General features: G+C 34.8%; 13 protein-coding genes. 10 read left to right on the top strand and 3 right to left on the bottom strand.

Going from position 1 to position 17,015, the window contains the following annotated elements; all coding sequences use genetic code 11:
* The first annotated feature begins 335 nt into the window (after positions 1-335).
* From BK585_RS01170 to BK585_RS01180, 3 genes are all read left to right on the top strand, one after another.
* A complete protein-coding gene (locus tag BK585_RS01170; RefSeq protein WP_078551317.1) occupies positions 336-1,295 on the top strand; it encodes a coiled-coil domain-containing protein in 960 nt (319 codons plus the stop codon).
* A gap of 471 nt (positions 1,296-1,766) precedes the next feature.
* Positions 1,767-2,990, top strand: a complete 1,224-nt coding sequence (locus tag BK585_RS01175) for an MBL fold metallo-hydrolase (RefSeq protein WP_078551318.1) — start codon at positions 1,767-1,769, stop codon at positions 2,988-2,990.
* An 11-nt stretch (positions 2,991-3,001) separates the two neighbouring features.
* Positions 3,002-6,154 carry an NACHT domain-containing protein gene (locus tag BK585_RS01180; protein WP_078551319.1) on the top strand — a complete coding sequence of 1,051 codons (3,153 nt, stop codon included), beginning with the start codon at positions 3,002-3,004 and terminating at the stop codon, positions 6,152-6,154.
* 1,082 nt (positions 6,155-7,236) lie between these two features.
* Here the strand turns inward: BK585_RS01180 and BK585_RS01185 are convergent.
* Together BK585_RS01185 and BK585_RS01190 are read right to left on the bottom strand one after the other, a co-directional pair.
* Positions 7,237-8,019 (bottom strand): ABC transporter permease subunit, encoded by a 783-nt coding sequence (locus BK585_RS01185; protein WP_078551320.1) that lies wholly within the window; start codon positions 8,017-8,019, stop codon positions 7,237-7,239.
* On the bottom strand, positions 8,012-8,917 hold the full coding sequence (locus tag BK585_RS01190; protein WP_078551321.1) for an ABC transporter ATP-binding protein: 906 nt from the start codon (positions 8,915-8,917) through the stop codon (positions 8,012-8,014). The genes BK585_RS01185 and BK585_RS01190 overlap by 8 nt, the downstream gene beginning before the upstream one ends.
* A 137-nt stretch (positions 8,918-9,054) precedes the next feature.
* Here BK585_RS01190 and BK585_RS01195 point away from each other — a divergent pair, with 137 nt between their 5' ends.
* The 3 genes from BK585_RS01195 (at position 9,055) to BK585_RS01205 (ending at position 11,595) form a co-directional block, all read left to right on the top strand.
* Positions 9,055-9,615 carry a TetR/AcrR family transcriptional regulator gene (locus BK585_RS01195; RefSeq protein ID WP_078551322.1) on the top strand — a complete coding sequence of 187 codons (561 nt, stop codon included), beginning with the start codon at positions 9,055-9,057 and terminating at the stop codon, positions 9,613-9,615.
* Between the two features lie 434 nt (positions 9,616-10,049).
* The gene (locus BK585_RS01200) at positions 10,050-11,291 is read left to right on the top strand and encodes a flavin-dependent oxidoreductase (RefSeq protein ID WP_078556554.1); all 1,242 of its coding nucleotides are present in this window, start codon (positions 10,050-10,052) and stop codon (positions 11,289-11,291) included.
* A gap of 10 nt (positions 11,292-11,301) precedes the next feature.
* Entirely contained in the window at positions 11,302-11,595 is a 294-nt protein-coding gene (locus tag BK585_RS01205) for a Dabb family protein (RefSeq protein ID WP_078551323.1), read from the top strand.
* Between the two features lie 336 nt (positions 11,596-11,931).
* Here BK585_RS01205 and BK585_RS01210 read toward each other — a convergent pair whose 3' ends face one another.
* The gene (locus BK585_RS01210) at positions 11,932-12,252 is read right to left on the bottom strand and encodes a hypothetical protein (protein ID WP_078551324.1); all 321 of its coding nucleotides are present in this window, start codon (positions 12,250-12,252) and stop codon (positions 11,932-11,934) included.
* 283 nt (positions 12,253-12,535) lie between these two features.
* On the opposite strand from BK585_RS01210, the gene BK585_RS01215 reads away from it, so the two are divergent.
* The 4 genes from BK585_RS01215 (at position 12,536) to BK585_RS01230 (ending at position 16,967) form a co-directional block, all read left to right on the top strand.
* Positions 12,536-13,237: a response regulator transcription factor gene (locus BK585_RS01215; protein ID WP_078551325.1), complete on the top strand. Its 702-nt coding sequence runs from the start codon at positions 12,536-12,538 to the stop codon at positions 13,235-13,237.
* Positions 13,237-14,238, top strand: a complete 1,002-nt coding sequence (locus BK585_RS01220) for a sensor histidine kinase (RefSeq protein WP_078551326.1) — start codon at positions 13,237-13,239, stop codon at positions 14,236-14,238. Before BK585_RS01215 ends, BK585_RS01220 begins: the two co-directional genes overlap by 1 nt.
* Before the next feature lie 82 nt (positions 14,239-14,320).
* Complete coding sequence (locus tag BK585_RS01225; RefSeq protein WP_078551327.1) at positions 14,321-15,085, top strand: ABC transporter ATP-binding protein; 765 nt, start codon at positions 14,321-14,323, stop codon at positions 15,083-15,085.
* Complete coding sequence (locus tag BK585_RS01230; RefSeq protein ID WP_078551328.1) at positions 15,060-16,967, top strand: FtsX-like permease family protein; 1,908 nt, start codon at positions 15,060-15,062, stop codon at positions 16,965-16,967. Before BK585_RS01225 ends, BK585_RS01230 begins: the two co-directional genes overlap by 26 nt.
* Positions 16,968-17,015 lie beyond the last annotated feature (48 nt).

Genomic DNA, 17,015 nt, shown 5'->3' on the forward strand with positions numbered 1-17,015 from the left:
TTATATATGTATTTGGTAGGTGATGAAAACTGAATTTATAATGGAGTTTTATATCTTAAAAATACTCACAAGCACCCCAGGTGTTGCACATACACTCTGGACATGTCAAGTCAGGAATTCATTAAAGACGTTCAATCTTTAGGGTGATCGTCTGGAAAAGTGACTTAACTGATAACGCAAAAGAGGTAGCTTCTACAACTAAGAAAACAGCTGGACTCCAGAACAGTTTATTCTACAATTTGAGCTTAAGAAAAACAGACATGGGAAGATAAGACTTAATATTAATTGAGATAATTAGCTTAAGAATCTAATTAAAGGAGGCGTAATTAATTTAAATGAAAAGGACACAAAAGAGCTCAATAAAACTGCTAGATAGTTTAAGAGATTCCCTTAATAGGTCATCATTTGATTTACAGAATTTAATTGAAGAGATTCAAGATACAATAGATCAAGAAAAACAAATTGAACAGAATGAAGAGGGTTCTGATAAAAAGAATAAAAAAATTGAACAACTAGAAAAAGAAATAGATTTGTTGAAGGATGAAGTGAAGTTAGGAGTTGAAGAAAAAAAATCATTTGAAGAGTCTATTGAAAAACAAAATGAAGAAATTACAGATTTAAAAAAAGCATTAAAAAAATGCATAACAGGGAACGGAAATAACACCTCACCAACTCCTTCAGGCAGTGCTACAAATGAAGATGTTGAATTTTTAAATTTTGTAATGCCAAGTATAATAAATTCTACAAGACATACTCATTGGGGATCACTAGAAAGGAAATCAGGACTAGAGCAGTTAAAAAAAATAGTAGGTAGGGCCAAAGAACTTATTGTTATCGACCCTTATTTCTATAAAGGTGGATTTTCAGAGATAGAAAATGAGGAATATATTTCTAATATTATTGATATTATTAATCCTTCTAATATAACCAGGTTACATATTATTACCAATAAAAGACATATATCGGAATCTATAAGAGAAGAATTAAAATCCTTATATGGAACAAAAATTTCAGAATCTTTCACTAATAATATCCATGACAGAATTTGGATTATAGATCATCATAATGCGTGTTTAGTAGGGACATCATTAAATGGTATAGGAAGTAAGTTGGCATTTATACTCCCTTTACCTTACAAAGATTTAGAGTCATTAAAGAAAGAATTAAAAGACTCTAAATTACTTTATGACAAAGATCGTAGAAAGCGCATGAAGTTAAACAGTCTTTCTCTAGATGATTTCATAAAACGATCATCAAACAGGCAGATAATTGCAAAATTTTTAATAGGAAATTAGATTTGTGATTTCCTCAAATGTGTTTATGACATTTTAAATATGAACCTTTTGATATTAAATCGTATGCGAGAAATTATGAACAACCGCAACTTTAAGGAAAGGTGGCCCTATACCTAGAATAACAGCCCCTTTTCGAAAAAGTACGGAAGGTGCTGTTTTTTTGTATAATTAGATAGACTTTTGTTGCATGAAAATTTGTTTTTGTTGTTGAAATTGTTTTAAATTAATTGATTGTCTATTTCTAACTCGATTCTATTGTCTAAGAGGGACCTTCGGTGGTTATCTTGCTTTTTTAATGATATGACTGGGAAAGTAGAAAAAACGTTTTCATGCTGCCATAAATTTTATGATGAGGTCCCTAGATAAGGATTGCCCCCTCTTTTTATCCTTTTTCTCTGAATTAAAATAGATTCTGGATTGCGGTAAAATGGTGGGGGTTAGTGGGAAATCAATTTACAATAGGGGGGTTATATGTCCAATATTACTGTAAAAATGTACCCTGCAAAAAATGGAGATTGTTTTTTAGTGTCACTTGGATTGGAAAATAAGAAGCATATTCTTATAGATTGTGGTTATATGGAGACTTATAGAAATTTTTTAAAACAAGATCTTATTAAAATAGCAAATAATGGTGAAGCAATAGATTTAATGGTAATAACGCATATTGACCAGGATCATATTTTAGGTGCATTAGCATTTTTAGAAGAAAATAATGAATCTCCTTTTATAGAGATTAAGGAAATATGGCATAATAGTTACAGACACTTACAATTTGAAAAAGAAAAGGTTCAGAAAATTACAGAGGAAGAATTAACTATTTTAAATAGGGAAGTAATATTGGGAAGTTCCTTTTTACAACAGCGAATAGACCATAGTAGAATCCGTAATGAGGAGATCAGTGCAAAGCAGGGCTCTATGTTAGCTGCTTTAATATTGGAAGGTGGATACTCTTGGAATAAATCATTTGATGGTAAGGCAGTGAACTGCGAAAACAAGAATCCCATTGAAAAGGATCAATATATTCTTACTTTATTATCACCTAACACAGATAAACTAAAAAGATTATCTACCACATGGTTAAGAGAGCTAAGAAAACAAAAAATGAACTTTTTGTTGAGCAATGAGCGAATTTTCGATGATGCCTATGAATTCTATTTGATTAGACAAGATGAACAAAAAATTGTAGAAAGTAATATCTCATCAGGTACTATTAAATATAATGAAAAAAGTATAGATAATATTGTTATGCAAAATTCAATAGAAAAAATTGATAATTCCGTAGTAAACGGTTCCTCAATTTCGTTTATCATTGAATACCAGAGTAAAAGATTGCTGTTTTTAGCAGACGCTCATCCAGACATTATTTACGATAACATTTCTAAATTAGAAGAGAAATACTTCGATTTGGTTAAATTGCCCCACCATGGAAGTAAAAGAAACATTACAAGAGATCTTATAGAGAAATTAAACACTGAGGTATTCTTGATTTCAACTAATGGCGATAAACACGGACATCCTGATTTTGATTCACTAGCAAGTCTTCTTTATTATCAAAGCCATAGACCGCAGAAGACACTTGTATTTAATTATGAGACAAATACTTCAAAAATATTTGATTATGCTAATTGGAAAGAGCACTACAACTATAAAGTTAAAATTTCTGATGGTACTTCCGCAACAATAGTTAAATTGTGAGGGGGATATGTATGAAGGCTGAAATAAAGCAAGCCATTCCTAAATTAGTATGTGGTGAAGAAACTGCTACTGCTTTTTTGATTTCAGGAAATATAGCAATAACCGCCACGCACGCTCTTATTGATTTTTTCGATGAGGAAAAGCCTGTGAAGTTATTCTTTAATGTGAATAATAAATTGGAGGAAGTTGAAGTAGACCCAATTATTCCCTATGAAGAGTGTATGAACCCCCAAATTATTGCATTGAGGTTAAATAAAGAGATAAAGGGTGTAGAACCGATAAAATGTATTGATTTTAAGTTTAACACCTCTTTGAAGTGTGAAACATTTGGATACCCGCCTGTAAGAAGGGAAGGGGGGACTTTTATTGATTTAAAGGTCAAAAATGAAGAATATGCAGAAAATTACAGCATCTTAAATTCAGATTGGAATATAGATTTAAGTAAGGACGATGATATTAAAGATTACAGAGGAGTATCTGGTGCTCCTTTAATATTAAATGGTTACGCTACTGCTGTCCTATTGAAACAAGTGGAGGAAGATGGAGAAACAAGTAGACTATCAGCAGTAAGTTTATATTTATATAAAAAATACTTTAATAGTATCGGAATAGATATTATTGAAAAAAGAAATGAACCGTATTACGAACCTTATCTCACTATGTTACAACACCAATTAGATCACCAGTTAGAAAATACGATCTTAAGAAAATTGAATAGGCAATCTAATAATGCGTTAGGTTTGGGGTTTACTTTTAAGTTTACTAATGATAACCGTCAGGGTGAAAAGCTAGAATCATATATTGAATTACTAAGTAGAGATGAATCTGCTGTTATACTTTCAGAACCAGGTGGGGGTAAAACATATCTACTGTCGATGTTGGCAAAAGATATGATTGAGAATCCATTAATTGAAAAAAATAAGGTGCCTATAATATTAAAAGCAAGAAAATGGACAAGATCCTTTTCTAATATAGTCGAAGGAATACTAAAAGAGTTGAGGTACGCAATACCGAATATTGATGAAAAACAAGTAGAGCAAGATTTAATTGCTGGGAAGTTTTTGATACTTGTCGATGGTCTTGACGAAGTAACATCATCAGCAGATGTGCTAGTTGATGAGTTGATTAAGATATCTAAAATTAAGAACGCACATATTTTTGTAACTTGTAGAAAAGAAAATTATTATAAGCAATTCTATACACATTTCTGTGAATATTCAATTGACGAATTAGATGATGAAATGATACGGGAATATATTGAAAAGGAACTTAATTTATCAGGATGGAAAATATTGCGTAGTGTTGATGGTAATTTAAGAAGTCTTATAAAAAATCCCTTGTTTCTTTTTATGACTGTTTCAATTTTAAAAATAACTGGCGGCACATCTCTTCCAAAAAATAGGGCTGAACTATATGCTAGTTATATAAGATACCTTATAGAGGAAAGACATTATCAAAAGGGCTTAGTCAATCCTATTCAAATAGATGTATCGAGCAAGGAATTAATATTATCTGAGTATGCTAAGCGAACTTATAGAGATTTCCCTACTAGAGCAGAGTTTTCAGAATCTGTTTGTACATTTTTGCAAAGAGATAAAGTTGAAATAGTAAAACAAGAACTCCTCGATACCGGGTTAATAGTCGAAGAAAATGGTGACTTGAATTTCTTTCACCCATCATTCCATGAATACTTTTTTGCCTTAAAGATATCACAAGTATCAGACGATGAATTGGTAAAGTTTACAAAGAAATATAACACTAATGACACATACTATGAAATCTTCATTTACTTAGCAGGATTGTTAAAGAAAGATAACAGGCAGAAAATATTTTTAGATTATCTCGAGAAGAACAATTTGTTTTTATATAGAAGGTGCTTGGAGGCAAGGTTTGACTATAATAATCAGCTGAGAGAAACTTGGTCTAAAGAATATACACTTAGCTATTTTGAACAAGTTCGAAATAGCTATTTGGAAATTATTGAAAGTCATTTTAAATCCATTAAAAAATATTTCTATCCGTGGTACACGATAAAAGAAAAAGAAGTAAAAGTCCCTTTAAAAGTAATAATCGAAGGTAGTATGGACTTCAAAACACCAGCTATTGAATTTAGGTTTTTACTTACTCCGAAGACAAATAAAAAAGTACCCGAAATAATATTAAGAGATTATACTGGCGGGCCTAGTATGTACACAAAAGATAGTAAAGGGAATGATGTAAGTGTACCGATAATGACTTTTAGTGGAGGGAACCATTGGTTTCTAAACTTGCAGGCTACTGATATGGGAATCGATTCTGCACGAGAGGTTGCACTTTATTCTATAAAAAAGCAACTGGCTGATATTCTTGATAAAAAAACACTTTTTGATATAGAACCACCAGAAATGATCGTTATGCAAGTAGAGAAAAGTTTGCGGAGATTACCTCTTGAGCGTTTTTCTATGGTGGGTGAACAAAAAAAGAGAGGACCATCTCTTTATAAACATTCTATTGATCAAATAATTGATTTATTTTTAAAAAGGAATATTTTACAATATGCAGATTCACTATATAACTCCATCTACTATAGTTCTGAAGAAGTAATACGGATGGTACTTTCATTGTTTAGGTTAAAAAAAATGGAGGTTGATCCAAAGAAGTATTTATTACCTGCCCCTGATATTGACTGGGAGCAATTAAAAAAGAGTCGAGGGTATATTTGGGAGGTATGGAGCGACCAACAACTAGGTAATGTAATTGCTAGTTTCTATGAGCATTATCAAAACTCATATAGATTTCTGGTAGAAAATTATTTTTCATCTTTAAAGGAATTCCTTCCCTTTTACGCAATGGGTCCATTAAGATTTAATATTAGTTTTTATAGGGAGGAGGATTTTGGAGGTGGTGTTGAGGTAACCTGGGAGCCGGTTAGTGATATAAGTAAGAGTAAACCTTCAATTGTCCAAATACCACATAGAAATGACCAATTTGGTCCAAAAAAAGATGAGGAAGATTTTAAAAAAACAAATGAGGCATTATCAAAATTGGGAAGAAAGAGTCTTCCGTTTTTTAGCAGTAGCAACTCCGCTCTTAGTATGTATATTCGAGATGATGATGAACTAAGGAAAAAGGTTTATGAGCAAATAAAGAAAGATTTAAGTTATGTAGTGGGTGATATGAAGTGATGGGGAACTTATTTTATTAAATATTCCTTTTCTCTTTTAAGTCTTCCTGTTACTTTCTCGGTTTCCATGCAAAATTGATGGTTCGTTATCAAGGGTAATCTGGAGAATATAAAAACATTTGGTCAAGTAATTGGTGAGAAAAAATATGGTGTAAGAAAGTATAGAAAAAGCTTATATAGTAAATATAAACTACCAAAGAAAAGGCAAAGCAGGATAAGGAACTTTAAACTTTTGCGGAGAATTCTACGACTATTCGAAAAAGAATTTAAATCTAACAACTTTATGGCATATTTAATTAAAAATCATTGAAATAATTCAAAAACAACTCATAATACCTAAATCAAAAGAGTCGAGTATCTAGTTAACGGTGGCTAAATTATTTTATCCTTATGAAATACTATATGATACAATACGGGAAATCTTTTCATAAGTTAACTGTTAATAAGTCATAATTTTGGAATTACTTATTTAAAATAAATGAGGTAAACTGCATTATCTAAATGTTAAGTGAAAAAATAAAAAAGTTTATGCTAACATTTGCTAACGCATTTAAGTAAAAACTGTAACATCTCGTTAAAGATGTTACAGTTAGAAAATCCCAAAACGTTGATTTACCGCACTTTTGGTACACAACATGAAAGATGTTACAACTTATCATATTGTGGGCGGCATGATGTAATGACCGTTCAACACCTTGTTATATAAGGGTTTTGAAGATGTTTGCTAACAAAATGCTAACATTAGGTATATAAAAGAGGCTTCTCATTTGAGAAGCCTTTTTAGTTCTTGTTATAGACTGGCTTGATTACAACATTAAAGTTTGTCACCTCGGATTATATTAAATAAGATCAGTTTCCTCTCTAATAGAAAAAGCCTGTGGGGTAACTTTTGTATTACGTAGTAGACGGATACTGCGCAACAAATACTTTCTTTTCAGTCGAAGGCTCAGAGAAGTCTCTCTAAGCCATTTTGGTGTAAGATATGGAAGATTTTTCTTGTGCATATTAAGTTTTCAAGTTAGTACAACGCCTAAGCGCTTAAATAAATTCTTCATCCCTATTTTTCAATCGTTAGTCGGATATTTATAATGGTAAATCTTTTCGCTTAAAAACAACAACGCCGATGATATAGAGAACAAGGCTTATTCCAACAAGTATGAATAAGTGACCTCCATAACTTCCGCTTTGAATGATGGCAGTGGAATCATATAGAGTGATAATACTAACATTTCTAAGGAATTCCAGACTGTCATTCATTCCAGAAAGCATAGTCGTTGCAAAGAAAAACACTGTAAGTCCTGCACCCAGTGCAAGGGAATAGCTTGAACGGTTGAATAAACAAGATGCAAAAAAAGTAATGCTGCTAATGGCTAAATTCAATACTAGAGATCCTAATGTTAGCATGAAGAATTTTTTTACAGGTAATTCACCAGGCTGGACTAGCTCTGCCACACCGTATCCTACAACAAATATCAACTCGAACATTACCACTAGTGACGAAACAAAAAAGATGATACATGTAAAAGTGTATTGTGTTCTTGTGATAGGATTAGATAAATGAAAGGCCATGCTACCTTTATCTACTTGCTCTGCTATTAGTTTATTTCCAATAATAATGGAATAAATCATGGCAAAGATGAGGACGAAGTTTCCAAAATATTGATTTGCTACAAAGGCAATTAAGGTAGTTATATCACCTAATGGATTTACAGGAGCATCCATGCTTGTTTGGGCAATATCCTGCATAGTTTCCGGAGTGAAAACACTCATAACAATCGCTATTAACAGAGAAAGTGCTCCTGCAATAATACAGAATACTTTTAAATTTGATTTTACTAAGTGGATAAATAAAGACTTTTTAAACATGCTCTTGATTCTCTCCTTTATATAAATTCATAAAATGATCTTCTAATGAGTTCTTCATTTCACGAAACGATGTTACCTCTCTTTTAGACAGGGCACGTATTAATTCGTTAATTTGATTGTCTTCTATCTCTACAGTAACCTGTAAAGTTTCCATTTCCTTCTTTTTAATGACGAAATTTTCTTTTAAAATAGATTCGAAATCTGGTAGTTTTTTAAACATAATTATAAATGTGCATTTACTGAAATGCTTAAAATCTTGAGAGTTCATTACTGAAATGATTTTACCTTGCTTAATCATTGCAATAGTATCGCATGTTCCCTCAATCTCCTCAAATAGATGAGAAGACATTAGGATACTTTTCCCCTTGTTTTTTTCCTGATGTATTAATTTTACAAACATGGATTGCATAAGTGGATCAAGCCCTGTTGTTGGCTCGTCTAGAATAAGAATCTGAGGATCATGCATGAATGCACAGATAATCCCAACCTTTTGTTTCATTCCTTTAGACATTCGTTTTATTTGTGCTGATGGATCTAAGTCGAACATTTCTATTAACTGATTCGCCTTTGTCATGTCACGGAGACCACGCATTTTAGCTGCATGCCATATGAGCTGTGTACCAGTCATGTTCTCAGGAAAAGCAATCTCTGCAGGTAAATAACCAAGATGTTTTTGAATCTCTTTTGGTTGATTCCAACAATCTAAATTTAAAATTGTAGATTTTCCACTTTGAGGTTTGATAAATCCTAATAGGTGACGAATCGTAGTAGTTTTACCAGCACCGTTAGGACCTAAAAAGCCAAAAACTTCCCCTTCCTCAATTTTAAGGGATACATCAAAAATACCCTTATTGTTTCCGTAATCTTTTGTAAGATGTTGGATGCTTATTATTGTCATTTAAATCACCACGCCAATTCTCCTTTATTTATCCGACAACATGTCGTACGATGTAAGTGTATTATGGATTAATATCTCTATCAACCGACATTCGTAGTACAACTGTCGGATTTCGAGAGACTAGTGGAGGGAGAAAGATGAAAAAGAAGCCAGAAATAACTGCACAAACAAAACAAAATTTAATAGATGCCTTCTGGGAGATTTATTGCACTAAGCGAATAGAAAAAATTACAATAAAGGAAATTACAACGAGAGCAGGGTATAATCGATCCACATTTTATGAGTACTTTACCGATGTTTACGATGTCTTGGCGCAATTGGAAGACACTTTAATTTCCAATCTACAAGAGTTGCCTATCCAGCAATTATCCACTTCAGATACACTCCCGTTTGAAGCAATTGTCAGCATGTATTCACACCACCGCAAATATCTCATGGTCCTGTTAGGAGATCATGGAGACCCAGCCTTTCAGGGGAGAATTAAAGCAAGCATGAAACCCATGATGAAAGAGATCCTAATTGCACGAGGAGCGACAGACAGCTTTAAGCTGGATTATACGTTGGAATATGCCTTATCCGCTATGATAGGCGTACTAAGCTATTGGTTTAACCAAGAAAATGCTCCATCTATTGAAAAATTGATGGCGTTGTTAGGGGAACTTTCTAGTGAAGGTGTTATGAAGAAGTTAATGGGGTGAAGTTGAGTGGTATTATTTTTGGATAGTGTAGCCATAATTTAAAAGGAAACTTTCGGCTAATTGAGGATGATAGCAGACAATAGTCAACAAATATACTTAAGCTACAGGGGCTGATTTCTTTAACAAAGGAACGCTTTTTTGGGGGATATTTATCGTTGAATGCTTTAAATTGTGAATAAATAGACTCAAACTAAAGGGAGAGCGTTAGTGAAAAGAGCAAATACATCTGATCATTAACAATCTGGCGTTTTCTAAAAAGGAAAAGCGTCTTTTTTGGTTTTTAGGCTATTATTGTGAGGTAACTCTTATTTCGCAGTACAACCATACTCGAAAAAAGTTTTCTCTAATTGACCTTTAAGTAATAGTTTAATAGAATTAATTCAGAATATTTTAACTTTAGAGTGTTGATTATGGGGGGTATTAATTTGTCTAATATGAAAACGGCGATGGTTATTGGTGGTGGGATTGGTGGTCTAGTAACAGCTCTGAAACTTAATCGTGTTGGAGTGTCCGTCCAGGTTTTTGAAAGTGTAGGAACAATTAAAGCATTAGGTGTAGGAATTAATCTCTTACCCCATGCAGTGAGAGTGCTGACGGAACTAGGTTTGGAAGATGAGCTCCAAAAGACGGGAATTCCAACAGCAGAACTTATATATGTAAACAAATTTGGTAAGGAAATTTGGCAGGAAGATAGAGGTGTAAATGCTGGATATCGATGGCCTCAATACTCAATCCATCGAGGAAGTCTGCAAATGATCTTACTACAAGCGGTCAAAGAGCAAATAGGCGAGGACGCCATACGAACGGGGCATCATTTAACAACATTTCATGATTCTGGTGACAAAGTAACAGCTACTTTTGTGGATAAAAAAACAGGTGAACGTTTGGACTCTTTTGAGGCAGATGTCATGATTGCTGCAGATGGGATTCATTCTGTTGTTAGAGATTTCTTTTATCCTGAAGAAGGGCCACCAAAATATAGCGGGCGCATTTTGTGGCGTGGACTTACTGAATCCACTCCTTTTTTAACAGGGCAATCAATGATTATGGCGGGGCACCAGGACCAGAAATTTGTAGCCTATCCGATTTGTCCGAATACAGCTGAAAAGGGACGTTCGCTTATTAATTGGATTGCGGAACTTACCGTTGGAGGGGAAATGCCTCCTCGTGCTGACTGGAATCATGAAGTAGACAAGGAGAAGTTTTTACCTTATTTTGCAAACTGGGATTTTGGTTGGTTACATGTGCCAGAAATCATTGAGAATGCAGCCGACATTTTCGAATTTCCTATGGTCGACCGTGACCCAATAACTCAATGGACGTTTGGGCGTGTGACCTTACTCGGAGATGCAGCCCATCCAATGTATCCAATTGGTTCTAACGGTGCTTCTCAGGCCATACTTGATGCCGATGCATTAGGTCAGTCTATAATGGAACACCAAGACGCAACTATGGCTTTGAAGTGCTATGAACAAGTGAGAATGGAACCAACATCAAATATCGTTTTTGCAAACCGCAAAAATGGCCCAGAAGAGGTTATGCAAATTGTGGAAGAAAGGGCGCCTAATGGTTTTGAATCATTAGATGATGTCATTACGCAACAAGAGCTTGAGAATATAGCTAACAAATACAAAAAAGTGGCTGGCTTTGACCAAGAAACGTTAAATAATAAATAGGAGTGCACGTATGATTGAACATATTGTATTAATTAAAACGTCACCAACAACTACGGAGGAACAAAAGCAAGAGCTCATAAGGAAGACTATGTTGTTAAAAAAAGTAATTCCTGGCATCATCGATATTCAGCAGGGCGTTAATTTTTCATCGAGGAGCCAAGGGTACGAAATCGGATTAACGGTTCGATTTAAGGACAGAGATTCTTTAGAGAACTATGTTACACATCCTGCACACCAAGAAATCGTCTCCTATTTAAAGGAAATTGGGTTCGAGGATAGTATTGTTGTTGACTTTGAGATCTAGTGTATTGTAGTACGAATGACGAAATGAAGGAAGCAAGAGGAAGGTTAGTAAATGTAAAGGGCTTCTCATGAGTTCACTGAACTTTTGAGAGGCTTCTTTTGTATCAATTGTTACAAATATCGTTTCTGTTTATTAATAGAATTTTTTAAGTCAAAGAGATTAATTTTCTCAGTTTCACGTACAGATAACCCACCGTTGCAAAGATTTAGTATTGGAGCGCTCTATCATCGATTAGACACCAACTAATGCAAATCCTAAAAAGTACATTATGTACCAAATGATCGGGAGAAGTGTAGCGAAAACTACTAACAAGCTCCCTATCGTTTGTCCCTTTTTTTAAAAGAAAAAAGAAAAAGATAATAGAACAAAGAAGAAAAAGAAATTAATTAAGAATGCAGTGATAGAAGGAGGGGCTCCGTAATTCCACTTCAAAGGGAGACCTAATATACCTATATATATTATCAGTTTTTCTGCAGCTCTTCCAATTGAATGACTACCATATTCTATTACATATAGTAGTGCATTAAAAATAGACAAAAGAAAAGGGACTATAAGAAGCCAAATAAGATAATTTATAGATTGCAAGACGGATTGATGGATATCTGTGTTTTTTTTATTATATATATACCGTTTTGGGATTATATAAAACCATTTCATGGTTTCCTCTCCTAGCAGCTATTGCTTGTAATATGAAATTAAACAAATTTAAATAGGCAAGTATTTAAACTAATTATATTATAATCCAGTAATACAAGGTAAAGTCCGTTTCACATACAGAATTCTGAAAAAAAGTTATAACGAACTCTACGCCCGCAGAGTTAAAGACACAAAAATTCTCAGCTTAGGGGAGGCATGATGTAAGCTGACTTTGAATTGGAGTTTGTTGAAATACCTGTGATACAGTAAACTTACATAATTATGAAATTAGGTGAAACCAAACATGGAAAAAATCATGATTGTTGAAGATGATAAGAAAATTGCAGATTTCTTATCTTCCTATATTCTAAAATACGGGTATGAAGTCACAGTTGCGCAAGACTTTGATAAAATATTGGAAACCTTTCGTGAAGTGCAACCTAAATTGCTCTTATTAGATATTAATCTACCTAGTTATGATGGGTATTATTGGTGTAGGCAAATAAGAAAAGAATCGATTTGTCCAGTCATTTTTATTTCGGCGCGAACGGGTGAGATGGACCAAGTCATGGCATTGGAAAATGGCGGTGATGATTTTATTACGAAGCCGTTTCATCCCGATATTGTCATGGCTAAAATCCGTAGTCATATGCGAAGAGCATACGGAGAATATGCAACTAAGCATGAAGAACGAGTACACATTCAAGGGAACCTCTACTTTTATCCTGAACGATTAGAACTTCGATATAGTAATGAAATCACGGCATTGACTAAAAAGGAGACTGACATTATTGAAACATTAATGGAGCGATATCCTCGCGTTGCGAGTAGGCAGGATTTGTTGGAGAGGCTTTGGGATGACCAAACGTATGTGGATGAAAATACATTAAATGTGAACATTGCCCGTGTTCGAAATAAGTTTTTAACGCTAGGTATCGAAAATGCTGTCGAGACAGTTAGAGGCGCTGGATATCGCCTCAATATGACATGGAAGGAAGAGGAATAATGAAGTTATTTCTTCGGGAGCATGTCCTTCTCATAACATATCAACTGGTTCAATGCGTTATGATTCCTATCCTCTTTTGGCTAGATGGCTATCGTGGGACAGGTGTTATGTTGTATGCTTTTTTTCTTTCCGTTGTATTGTTAACAACGTATCTCATTTATCGGTATGTTAGTCGAAAAAACTTCTATCAAACGTTACAAAATCCAATCGAAACTATGCTGGAGCCGTTCGAGGTTTTGGAACAAGCGCCGATATCCGAAGCGCTACATCGGTTACTTATTAAGCAGTATCGTTTGTATCAAGAGGAACTTCAAAAAGCAGAGGAAAGACAAGATGACCATTTGCTATTTATGGATAGATGGGTTCATCAAATGAAGACGCCACTTTCGGTTATTGAGTTAACGGCACAAACGTTAGATGAACCGGAATCTTCTAGCCTTCGCGAGGAGACAGAACGGATGCAACAGGGTTTACAAACGGTCCTCTATATGGCAAGACTTCGCACGATTGTTGAAGATTTTCAGATAAAGCCAGTCCTCCTCTCAAAATTAATCCATGAGGTAAACCAAGAAAATAAGCGATTTTACATCCGTCATGAAGTATACCCAAAGTTTCAGGAACAAAGGTCAGGCATAACAGTCGTGACCGATGAGAAGTGGCTTTTCTTCTTAGTCACACAACTCGTCCACAACGCTGTGAAATATTCTAGTGGAAAAGCTAAGCATCTTCTCCTGTCTGTGTATGAACGGGAAGGGGAGGCAATTCTTGAAGTAAAAGACTTTGGAATTGGTATTCCTACAGTGGACAAGAAGCGAGTTTTCACAAAATTTTATACGGGTGAAAATGGACGAAAGTACCGGGAATCAACAGGAATGGGGCTTTACTTGGTAAAAGAAGTAGCAGAAAAGCTAGAGCATGAAGTCGAACTAGAATCAGAGGTGGGAGAAGGTACATCGATACGAATTATTTTTTCATCTACACAAAACCTTACACCGATGTAAGATAAGTGAAAGCATAATCGATAGTTTAAGGCAAACTTCTTCGTCTATACTTGTTTTAGAAACTTAGCAGAGGAGATTGATTATGATTACACTAACCAAGGTAAGTAAGGTTTACGAAGGGAAAGTAGCGTACCGTGCACTCACTGATATTAGTTTAGAAGTAGAAACAGGCGAGTTTGTTGCGATTATGGGGCCATCCGGTAGCGGAAAAACAACATTACTCAATATTATATCTACGAATGATGCACCAACAACCGGACAAGTGGAAATTGAAGGGAAAAATCCACATGAATTGAAAAGAAATGAGTTGGCTAAATTCCGTCGAAATGAGTTAGGATTTATTTTTCAGGATTTCAATCTACTTCATACATTGACGGTCGAAGAAAATATAGTATTACCACTGACGTTAGAGGGTACTAGTGTAAAGGAAATGAAAGAAAAAGCTCATAAAGTGGCAGAAAATTTGGGAATATCATCGATTATGGCTAAACGAACCTATGAAATCTCAGGGGGCCAGGCCCAACGTGTAGCAATTGCTAGAGCAATGATTCATCAACCTAAGCTACTTTTAGCTGATGAGCCAACCGGAAACCTAGATTCAAAAGCATCGAAGGATGTGATGGGGATGTTAGAAGCTATTAATAAACAGGAAAAAACGAGTTTGCTAATGGTAACCCACGATCCCCAAGCGGCAAGCTATTCCGACCGAATCGTCTTTATTCAAGATGGGAAGTTGCACTCAGAAATTCATCGAGGGGAAAGTAGACAAGCATTTTTTCAGAAAATAATAGATGTGCTTTCCTTGATGGGAGGCGATGGCAATGACTTTTCGTCAGTTCGCGTTTAATAACGTATTGCGAAATAAAAGACTGTATCTTGCCTATTTCTTAAGTAGCATGTTTACGGTGATGGTATTTTTTACTTTTGCTATCTTTGCATTCCACCCCGCCTTTTCAAGTGGAGCAATCAACCAAAACGTGCTATTTGGCATGGGGGTTGCGGGAGGAATCATTTATGTGTTTTCTTTCTTTTATATTCTTTACTCGATGAGTTCTTTCTTACAGTCAAGAAAAAAAGAGTTTGGTTTGTTAATTATGCTTGGTGCCTCCAATAGACAAGTTCGATTAATGATTTTTTTGGAAAATATTTTAGTTGGATTTTATGCAACAGTTGGTGGAATTGTAATTGGTTTGGTATTTGCTAAAGCAATACTGCTAGTAGCAGAAAACGTCTTAATCATTAGTGAAACACTTGATTTTTATGTTCCGATACAAGCCATTGTTGTAACCTTTATTAGCTTTCTGTTTCTATTTTTCTGTATATCCATATTTGTCTCGTTTATTCTCCGTACGAAGAAGCTAACAGATTTAATAAAAGCAGATAAACAACCAAAAGGAGATCCTAAAGCCTCGATTATTCTTTCGATACTTGCGGCACTATTGCTTATCTCTGGGTATAGTACCGCTACTTTGGTTAAGGGAATTTATGTTGTTTATGCCATGATCCCAGTAATTATCGTTGTAACACTTGGAACCTATCTCTTATTTACGCAACTAAGTGTTTATCTCATCCGGCTTTTGAAAAGGAATACACCGATTTTCTGGCACAAAACAAACATGCTCTTGTTTTCTGACCTAGCCTTTCGATTAAAGGACAACGCACGAACATTCTTTATGGTAGCCATTATTTCAACGGTGGCTTTTAGCGCAATTGGTACATTATATGGATTACAATCTGTACTTACCAAAGGAATAAAGGAAGCTAATCCCTATCCAATTACGTATACTCCATTTCAAGATGACGAAGAGGCTATGGTTGAGGAAGAGATGAACACAATTAATGCTATTTTGCAGCAGGAAAATATCGATGCAGAGATGAAATCGGTGGAAATGTCTTATTTTGAGATAGCTGAACGAGAAATCTTCATTGCAAGAGCTTCTGATTACAATCGTTTTGCCGCATTTGTGGGTGCCGAGGAATTACAACCTTCGGAAGATGAGGTCATCGTAGTCGACCAGACCGTTGCCGTGTTGGATGATGGGCTAAAAGCCAGTGAGGTGTTAATGAATTCTCGTGTTCAACTAGAAGACGGACGAGAACTTCAACCAAATAAAATAGTAAATTCAACCGTTTTACCAACCATGTATGGATACTATGTGGTTAATGATAAAACTTTCGAGCAACTGAGCTCTCCAGTAAGAGAAAATTATAGTTTTGTGTGGATTGCAAAAGAAGGACAAACGGACCAATTAATTGAGGCGGGAAGAGAAATATACAACTTAGATGGAGAATTAAAATATAAAGGAGTCTTCCTCGATTATACAATCTATGAAATAAATAAAGCATACGGACCGGTTTTATTCATTGGCTTGTTTATCGGTATTGTATTCTTTGTATCCGCGGGTAGCTTTCTATATTTTCGTTTATTTACGGATTTGGATGAAGAGAAACGTAAATTCCAGGCTATTTCTAGAATTGGTTTGACACAATCAGAGCTACAGACAGTAATGAACAGACAAATCGCCATTTTATTCTTCTCGCCGATTGTCGTGGCATTAACTCATGGTGCTGTTGCACTTACCGCTTTATCACGTTTGTTTGACTATAATTTAACCGTAGAATCTTCCCTAGTCTTAGGAAGTTTCGCGCTCATTCAAGTGATATACTTCCTGTTCGTCCGGTTTTTTTATATTAAACAAGTAAGCAAGATGTCATTTAAAGATGCGTAACTTAATAAGTAACTCATATTTCTTTAAGACCGTGACAAAAACTTTTTG

The sequence above is a fragment of the Bacillus alkalicellulosilyticus genome, from assembly GCF_002019795.1.
GTDB lineage: Bacteria > Bacillota > Bacilli > Bacillales > Bacillaceae_F > Bacillus_AO > Bacillus_AO alkalicellulosilyticum.

What these genes read in the sequence shown, in the direction of transcription:
- BK585_RS01170 (WP_078551317.1), top strand. Translation starts at nt 336, where the DNA reads ATGAAAAGGACACAAAAGAGCTCAATAAAACTGCTAGATAGTTTAAGA.
- BK585_RS01175 (WP_078551318.1), top strand. Translation starts at nt 1,767, where the DNA reads ATGTCCAATATTACTGTAAAAATGTACCCTGCAAAAAATGGAGATTGT.
- BK585_RS01180 (WP_078551319.1), top strand. Translation starts at nt 3,002, where the DNA reads ATGAAGGCTGAAATAAAGCAAGCCATTCCTAAATTAGTATGTGGTGAA.
- BK585_RS01185 (WP_078551320.1), bottom strand. Translation starts at nt 8,019, where the DNA reads ATGTTTAAAAAGTCTTTATTTATCCACTTAGTAAAATCAAATTTAAAA.
- BK585_RS01190 (WP_078551321.1), bottom strand. Translation starts at nt 8,917, where the DNA reads ATGACAATAATAAGCATCCAACATCTTACAAAAGATTACGGAAACAAT.
- BK585_RS01195 (WP_078551322.1), top strand. Translation starts at nt 9,055, where the DNA reads ATGAAAAAGAAGCCAGAAATAACTGCACAAACAAAACAAAATTTAATA.
- BK585_RS01200 (WP_078556554.1), top strand. Translation starts at nt 10,050, where the DNA reads ATGAAAACGGCGATGGTTATTGGTGGTGGGATTGGTGGTCTAGTAACA.
- BK585_RS01205 (WP_078551323.1), top strand. Translation starts at nt 11,302, where the DNA reads ATGATTGAACATATTGTATTAATTAAAACGTCACCAACAACTACGGAG.
- BK585_RS01210 (WP_078551324.1), bottom strand. Translation starts at nt 12,252, where the DNA reads ATGAAATGGTTTTATATAATCCCAAAACGGTATATATATAATAAAAAA.
- BK585_RS01215 (WP_078551325.1), top strand. Translation starts at nt 12,536, where the DNA reads ATGGAAAAAATCATGATTGTTGAAGATGATAAGAAAATTGCAGATTTC.
- BK585_RS01220 (WP_078551326.1), top strand. Translation starts at nt 13,237, where the DNA reads ATGAAGTTATTTCTTCGGGAGCATGTCCTTCTCATAACATATCAACTG.
- BK585_RS01225 (WP_078551327.1), top strand. Translation starts at nt 14,321, where the DNA reads ATGATTACACTAACCAAGGTAAGTAAGGTTTACGAAGGGAAAGTAGCG.
- BK585_RS01230 (WP_078551328.1), top strand. Translation starts at nt 15,060, where the DNA reads ATGACTTTTCGTCAGTTCGCGTTTAATAACGTATTGCGAAATAAAAGA.